General features: G+C 68.7%; 5 protein-coding genes and 1 rRNA gene. All 6 read right to left on the minus strand.

Features of this window, described 5'->3' with window-relative positions; all coding sequences use genetic code 11:
* Positions 1-20: 20 nt before the first annotated feature.
* Complete coding sequence (locus ACZ4MH_RS03035; protein ID WP_351593196.1) at positions 21-947, minus strand: DUF881 domain-containing protein; 927 nt, start codon at positions 945-947, stop codon at positions 21-23.
* A 617-nt stretch (positions 948-1,564) separates the two neighbouring features.
* A complete protein-coding gene (locus ACZ4MH_RS03040; protein ID WP_003984969.1) occupies positions 1,565-1,897 on the minus strand; it encodes a small basic family protein in 333 nt (110 codons plus the stop codon).
* Entirely contained in the window at positions 1,894-2,811 is a 918-nt protein-coding gene (locus ACZ4MH_RS03045) for a DUF881 domain-containing protein (RefSeq protein WP_351593198.1), read from the minus strand. The genes ACZ4MH_RS03040 and ACZ4MH_RS03045 overlap by 4 nt, the downstream gene beginning before the upstream one ends.
* A gap of 85 nt (positions 2,812-2,896) precedes the next feature.
* Positions 2,897-5,392 carry a mannose-1-phosphate guanyltransferase gene (locus ACZ4MH_RS03050; RefSeq protein WP_351593200.1) on the minus strand — a complete coding sequence of 832 codons (2,496 nt, stop codon included), beginning with the start codon at positions 5,390-5,392 and terminating at the stop codon, positions 2,897-2,899.
* Positions 5,393-5,505: 113 nt separating this feature from the next.
* On the minus strand, positions 5,506-6,114 hold the full coding sequence (locus ACZ4MH_RS03055; RefSeq protein WP_223732209.1) for a CDP-alcohol phosphatidyltransferase family protein: 609 nt from the start codon (positions 6,112-6,114) through the stop codon (positions 5,506-5,508).
* Between the two features lie 217 nt (positions 6,115-6,331).
* A 5S ribosomal RNA gene (gene rrf, locus ACZ4MH_RS03060) occupies positions 6,332-6,423 on the minus strand; the annotation flags it as partial.

The raw sequence follows: 6,423 nt of genomic DNA on the forward strand, positions 1-6,423 counted from the left end.
CCTCGCCATACGTTCCCGCCTCACTGCGACGACGACCGCGCGTAGTCGGGCCGTTCCGCCTTGCGCAAGGCGTTCACGACGATCTTGTCCTGACGGGTCACAGACACCGTGGCCTGCTCCTTCTCCAATGTCTGAACCACTCCGCCGGGGATGTTCAGGGCCGGCTCCAGATCCTCGGGCTTACCGATGACCTTGAAACGGAACGGCTGCACGACCCGCTTCCCGTCGATCTCCACGCCGCCCCGCACGTCCGAGACGTAGGTGTTCGCCACGACACGGACGTCGTTGACCTGAATGGCCTCCGCGCCGGCCGCGCGCAGCTCCTGGATCGTGTCCAGGAGCTTGTCGGCCTCGACGGAGTGCGACGGGTCGTCGATCGTGAGCGAGATGCCGGGCCCCTCGGCCGCCACCGTACCGGCCAGCACCCCGAGCTGCTGTTCTTTTTCCACCGTCTGCTTACGGGCCTCCTCGGCCTGGTCCGAGCTGTTCTCCAGCTCGGTCTTCTGACCTTCCAACCGCCGCTGCTCGTCCTCCAGGCGCTGCGAGCGGTCGTCGAGCTCGTCAAGGATGCGCACCAGGTCCTCCTGGCGCGCTCCGCGCAGCGCACTGCTGTCACTGGTGGAACGTACCTGAATAGCGAGCCCCAGCCCGAGAATGAACAGCAGTACCGCGGCAATCAATTGAGCCCGGTTCAGCCGCGGCGGCCACAGACCGGCTTTCAGCCGCTCCCGGCCGGTGAGCTGGGGCGCGCCTCCGGGATCCGGCCGCGCCGCGGACGGCTGACCGGACGCGGGAGCCGGCCCGGGCCCTACGGGGCCGCGCTGCTCCGCCCCCGAGGGCGCCGCGGCCGCGGGACGGCCGCCCTGAGGTGCTGCCGACGCACCACCGGGACGGCCCTGCTGCGGCCCCTGCGGAGGCCCGCCGGGGCCCTGCCGCTCGGGCGGCATGGGCAGCCGCCCACCGGGCCCTTGCGGACGCCCCCGTACGGGACCGCGCGCACCATGGGGGCCGGCCTGCCCGCCGCCCTGAGGGCGAGCCTGCGGCCCTCCTTGCGGGCGGCCCTGTACCGGGCGCGGCGGACGGCCCTGAGGGTCGGCCTGCCCCTGTACGGGGCGCGGCGGGCGCCCTTGGGCGGGGCCCTGGAGGGGGCCTTGCAGACGGCCGGGGCCGGGACGCTGCGGACGGCCTTCGCCGGGCCCCTCCTTCGGGGCCTGCGCGGCCGCCGCCTGATGGGCGTCCACCTCGTCCGACCTGCGCGTCACGGGCTTCTCGGGCGTCCCGGTACGCTCCCCCTCTTCGGGCTTACCGGACGTCTCGGGCGCCTTGGGCGTTTCGCGGCGCTCCGGGGCATCATCACCCTCCGGAGTACCGCGGTCTTCTGACGGCTCGCCATTTCCGAGTGTCACGGGACGTTTCTGCGCCGTACCGCCCTCAGCAGGCGTGGCCTCGTCGCGCCCGGCCGTCCGGCCGCTCTCGGGCGACTCGGCGCGCTCCTGCGCGTCCTCGCTCCCCGGCGTCTCGTCGCGCTCGTCATGCTCGTCATGCTCGTCGGATGCCATCGGTCTCACGCCCTGAACACGTGCCGGCGAATCGCGGCGGCGTTGGAGAAGATGCGGATGCCGAGCACCACGACCACACCGGTGGAGAGTTGGGCGCCGACACCCAGCTTGTCCCCGAGGAAGACGATGAGTGCGGCGACGACCACATTGGACAGGAAGGAGACGACAAAGACCTTGTCGTCGAAAATGCCGTCCAGCATCGCCCTCAGACCGCCGAACACGGCGTCCAGCGCCGCGACGACAGCGATCGGCAGGTAGGGCTCGACCACCGTCGGCACCACGGGGCGGACGACAAGTCCGACCACGACTCCCACGATGAGGCCCAGTACGGCGATCACGATGTGCCCTTCCCTGTGTCGGTGCCGCCCGGCTGCGCGGCACCGGTCTTCGGCTGTGCGGTACGTACGATCAAGCTCGGCGCGGGCGGCAGCGTGAGGTCGCCCTCGGTGGAAATCCTGGTGCGGACGCCGTAGTTCTGCTGCAGCACATGCAGGTACTGGCCGTCGGCGCTGTCCTGGAACGTGGTGCTCAGCCGCTGCCCGTCCCCCACCGCCAGCACCGTATACGGAGGCGCCAGCGGTTTGTTGTCGACCAGTATGGCGTCTCCCGCCGCCCTGATCGCCGAGAGGGACGTGAGGCGCTGCCCGTTGACGGAGATGGCCTCGGCGCCGGACGCCCACAGGCCGTTGACCACCCGCTGCATGTCCCGGTCGCGCACCCGCCCGGTGTCGGAGAAGCCGGTGCTCTCGCGGGGCCCGCCACTGCCGGTCTCCGCTTCCTTGGCGTCGTCCACGACCAGTTTCACGCCCGGCCCGGTGACCTGCGTGGAGCCGGACAGCAGCGCCAGTAGGTCGGCCCGTTCGCCGCCGCTCTTCTTGAGCGCCCTGCGCTGCATGTCGTCGACGTCCTCACGGAGCGAGTCGACGCGCTGCTGCAGCTGGTCGGCCTTGTCGGTGCCCTGGTCGATCCGGGCGATGAGCTCCTCGCGCTCCTTCGCCATGGTCGGTGCTGATATCCGCGCCTGGGCGGCGCCCACCGTGACGACCACAGCGGCCAGGACCAGCCCTGCCGCCAGGCCCAACTTGGCCCGCAGCGTACGGGGCAGGCCCCCCGCCGTCGCCGCCTTACGGGCCGCCGCCTCGGCGTACCCGTCATCGAGGCTGTGCTCCATGACATTGGTCAGCAGCGACATGGAGGCATCGGGGCGCGGAGCGTGTCCGGGGCTGCTCCGTTCGGGGTGCTGCTGCGACATGCCGCACATCGTCGCACGTCGGCGGCGCAGTCACCCAATGGCCCCACCGGCGCGCCGAATCGGGACACGCCGGTGGGGACTCGGGTCAGCGGCCCGCGCTGTCCACGACGGACGCCCACTCGTCGAGCAGCTGCTGCGCGGAGGCGTCGTCCGGGCCCTCCGCCCACAGGTGCGTCACCGCTTCGGCCGGGTCGGGCAGCACCAGCACCCACCGCCCGTCGGCCTCGACGACCCGCACGCCGTCCGTGGTGTCCACGGAGCGGTCGCCGGCCGCCTCCACCACATGCCGCATCACGAGACCCTTGACGGCCCAGGGGGTCGCCAGGTCGCGCTTGAGGACGTGGGCACGCGGGATGCGCGCGTCGATCTGGCTCAGCGTGAGCTGCGTACGGGCCACCAGGCCGATCAGCCGGACGAACGCGGCCGAGCCGTCGAAGACACTCGCGAACTCCGGGATGATGAAGCCACCTCGGCCGTCACCGCCGAAGATCGTGTCGTCCGCCCTGCCGACCCGGGTCAGGTCGTCGGGCGAAGTGGTCGTCCACTCCACCTGCGTACCGTGGTACGCCGCCACCTGCTCGGCGATACGGGTGGTGGTCACGGGCAGCGCCACCCGCCCGCTGCGCCGCTCGGCGGCCACCAGGTCCAGCATGACCAGCAGGGCGCGGTCGTCCTCGATGATCCGCCCCCGCTCGTCAACGAGGGACAGCCGCTCACCCACGGGGTCGAAGCGCACCCCGAAGGCCGCGCGCGCCGACGCGACGATCTCGCCCAGCCGTACGAGGCCCGACCGCCGCGCGTCCTCGGTCTCCGTGGGCCGCGACTCGTCGAGACCGGGGTTGATCGTCAGAGAGTCCACCCCGAGGCGGCCGAGCAGGCTGGGGAGCACCAGACCGGCGCTGCCGTTCGAGGCGTCCACGACGACCTTGAGGCCGGCCTCCGCGATCCCGGTCGTGTCCACGGACCGCAGCAGCGATCCGGTGTACGAGTCGAAGACGCTGGACGGGAAGTGCAGGTCACCAATCTCGCCGGGGAAGGCGCGACGGTACTCCTGGCGGGCGTACACCCGGTCCAGCTTGCGCTGACCGCCCTGCGAGAGATCCGCGCCCCGCTCGTCGAAGAACATGATGTCCACGGAGTCCGGCACGCCCGGCGTCGTACGCACCATGATTCCGCCGGCACTGCCCCTCGCGGTCTGCTGACGGGCCACCGGAAGCGGCACGTTCTCGAGGTCGCGTACATCGATGGCGCTCGCCTGCAGCGCGGAGATCACCGCACGCTTCAGCGCCCGGGCACCCCGTGAATGGTCCCGCGCCGTGGTGACCGAGGAACCCTTCTTCAAGGTCGTCGCGTATGCGCCCGCGAGCCGCACCGCCAGCTCGGGCGTGATTTCCACGTTCAGAATTCCGGAAACGCCGCGGGCGCCGAAAAGGTGCGCCTGGCCGCGGGACTCCCAGATCACCGACGTGTTGACGAACGCGCCCGCCTCGATCGTCTTGAACGGATAGACGCGGACGTTGCCCTGGACGATCGATTCCTCACCGATGAGGCACTCGTCGCCGATGACGGCGCCGTCCTCGATCCGGGCCGCCCGCATCACATCGGTGTTCTTTCCGATGACGCAGCCCCGGAGGTTGCACTGCTCCCCGATGTACACGTTGTCGTGCACCACGGCCTTGTGCAGGAACGCGCCGCTCTTCACCACGACATTCGAGCCGACGACGGTGTGCTCGCGCAGCTCTACGCCCGGCTCTACCTTCGCGTAGTCGCCGATGTAGAGCGGGCCGCGCAATACGGCGTCGGGGTGAACCTCGGCGCCCTCGGCCACCCACACACCCGGGGACATCTCGAAGCCGTCGATATCCACATCGACTTTTCCCTCGAGGACGTCGGCCTGGGCCTTCACATAACTCTCGTGTGTACCGACATCCTCCCAGTAGCCCTCGGCGACATAGCCGTAGATCGGCTTGCCCTCCTTCATGAGCTGCGGGAACACATCACCGGACCAGTCCACCGGAACGTCCGGCTCGACGTAGTCGAAGACCTCCGGCTCCATGACGTAGATGCCCGTGTTCACGGTGTCGGAGAAAACCTGGCCCCAGGTCGGCTTTTCCAGGAACCGCTCGACCTGACCGTCCTCGTCGACAATCGTGATACCAAACTCCAGCGGATTCGGCACCCGTGTCAGACAGACGGTGACGAGGGCGCCCTTCTCCTTGTGGAAACGGATCAGGTCGGTCAGGTCGAAGTCGGTGAGCGCATCGCCCGAGATCACCAGGAAGGCATCGTCCTTGAGCGCCTCCTCGGCGTTCTTGACGCTGCCGGCGGTGCCGAGCGGCTTTTCCTCATTGGCGTACGTGAGCTCCATGCCGAGCTCTTCGCCGTCGCCGAAATAGTTTTTTACCAGCGAGGCCAGGAATTGCACCGTCACTACGGTCTCGCTGAGGCCATGCCGTTTCAACAGCCGCAGCACGTGCTCCATGATCGGCCTGTTCACCACCGGAAGCAGCGGCTTGGGCATGCTCGAAGTCATGGGCCGAAGGCGCGTGCCTTCGCCGCCCGCCATCACAACGGCCTTCATGTCGGAAGCGTCCTCCTCGAAGAGACGACGATCTAGCCGACTTCACCCGCCCAGATGGCCCACTTCTCTCGCGTTGGGCACCCGGCCATCGCACGGCTGCCGGTTCGGCGAGCTCAGTCGGCCGCGGCGTCCGCCTTGATGATGCGACGGACCTGAACCACGTAGAGGATTCCTGCCCACCAGTAGAGCGTTGTACCCCATCCGGCGAACGCCCATCCGAAAATAGCAGCGAGTGTATGCAGCCAGCCACTTCCGTCACTGAGAAGCAGCAACGGGAACGCGTACATCAAGTTGAACGTGGCCGCCTTGCCCAGGAAGTTCACCTGAGGCGGTCCGTACCGGTACCGGCTGAGCCAGCCCACCGCGATCAGCAGCATCAGCTCTCGGGCCAGCAGCGCAATCGTGATCCACAGCGGCAGGATCTCCCGCCAGGTCAGACCGACCAGCGTGGACAGTATGTACAGCCGGTCGGCCGCCGGGTCGAGAATGCGCCCCAGGCTGCTGATCTGATTCCAGCGGCGCGCGAGCTTGCCGTCCAGATAGTCACTGACGCCGCTCAGAGCCAGCACCAGCAGCGCCCAACCATCAGCCTTGGGACCGCCGAATTCCGGCCACAGAATCAGCCACAGGAACACGGGTACGCCGACCAGGCGCGCCATGCTCAGAATGTTGGGGATGGTGAGGACGCGATCAGTCTGGATCCGCGTCTCCTGAACCTCCACCCGTGGGCCTCCTGTGGGGAACGTAGCGACGATGCCCCATGACTTTACCTGCCCGGTTCGTCCCCTTGTACCGCGGGCCCCGTATCGGCCGCGGTCAGGCCGGCGAGGAGGCCCCACCATGTCCGGAAACAAACGCCGGCCGACAGCCAGGCACACCCGAAAACAAAAAAGCTCCGGTCCCTGAACCAGAAGGTTCAGGGACCGGAGCTGAAAAATTGTTCGGCGGCGTCCTACTCTCCCACAGGGTCCCCCCTGCAGTACCATCGGCGCTGAAAGGCTTAGCTTCCGGGTTCGAAATGTAACCGGGCG

This window comes from Streptomyces sp. NPDC026301 (assembly GCF_055567935.1).

Coding starts and splice junctions, on each gene's coding strand:
- ACZ4MH_RS03035 (WP_351593196.1), bottom strand. CDS start 947: ATGCCGCCCGAGCGGCAGGGCCCCGGCGGGCCTCCGCAGGGGCCGCAG.
- ACZ4MH_RS03045 (WP_351593198.1), bottom strand. CDS start 2,811: ATGTCGCAGCAGCACCCCGAACGGAGCAGCCCCGGACACGCTCCGCGC.
- ACZ4MH_RS03050 (WP_351593200.1), bottom strand. CDS start 5,392: ATGAAGGCCGTTGTGATGGCGGGCGGCGAAGGCACGCGCCTTCGGCCC.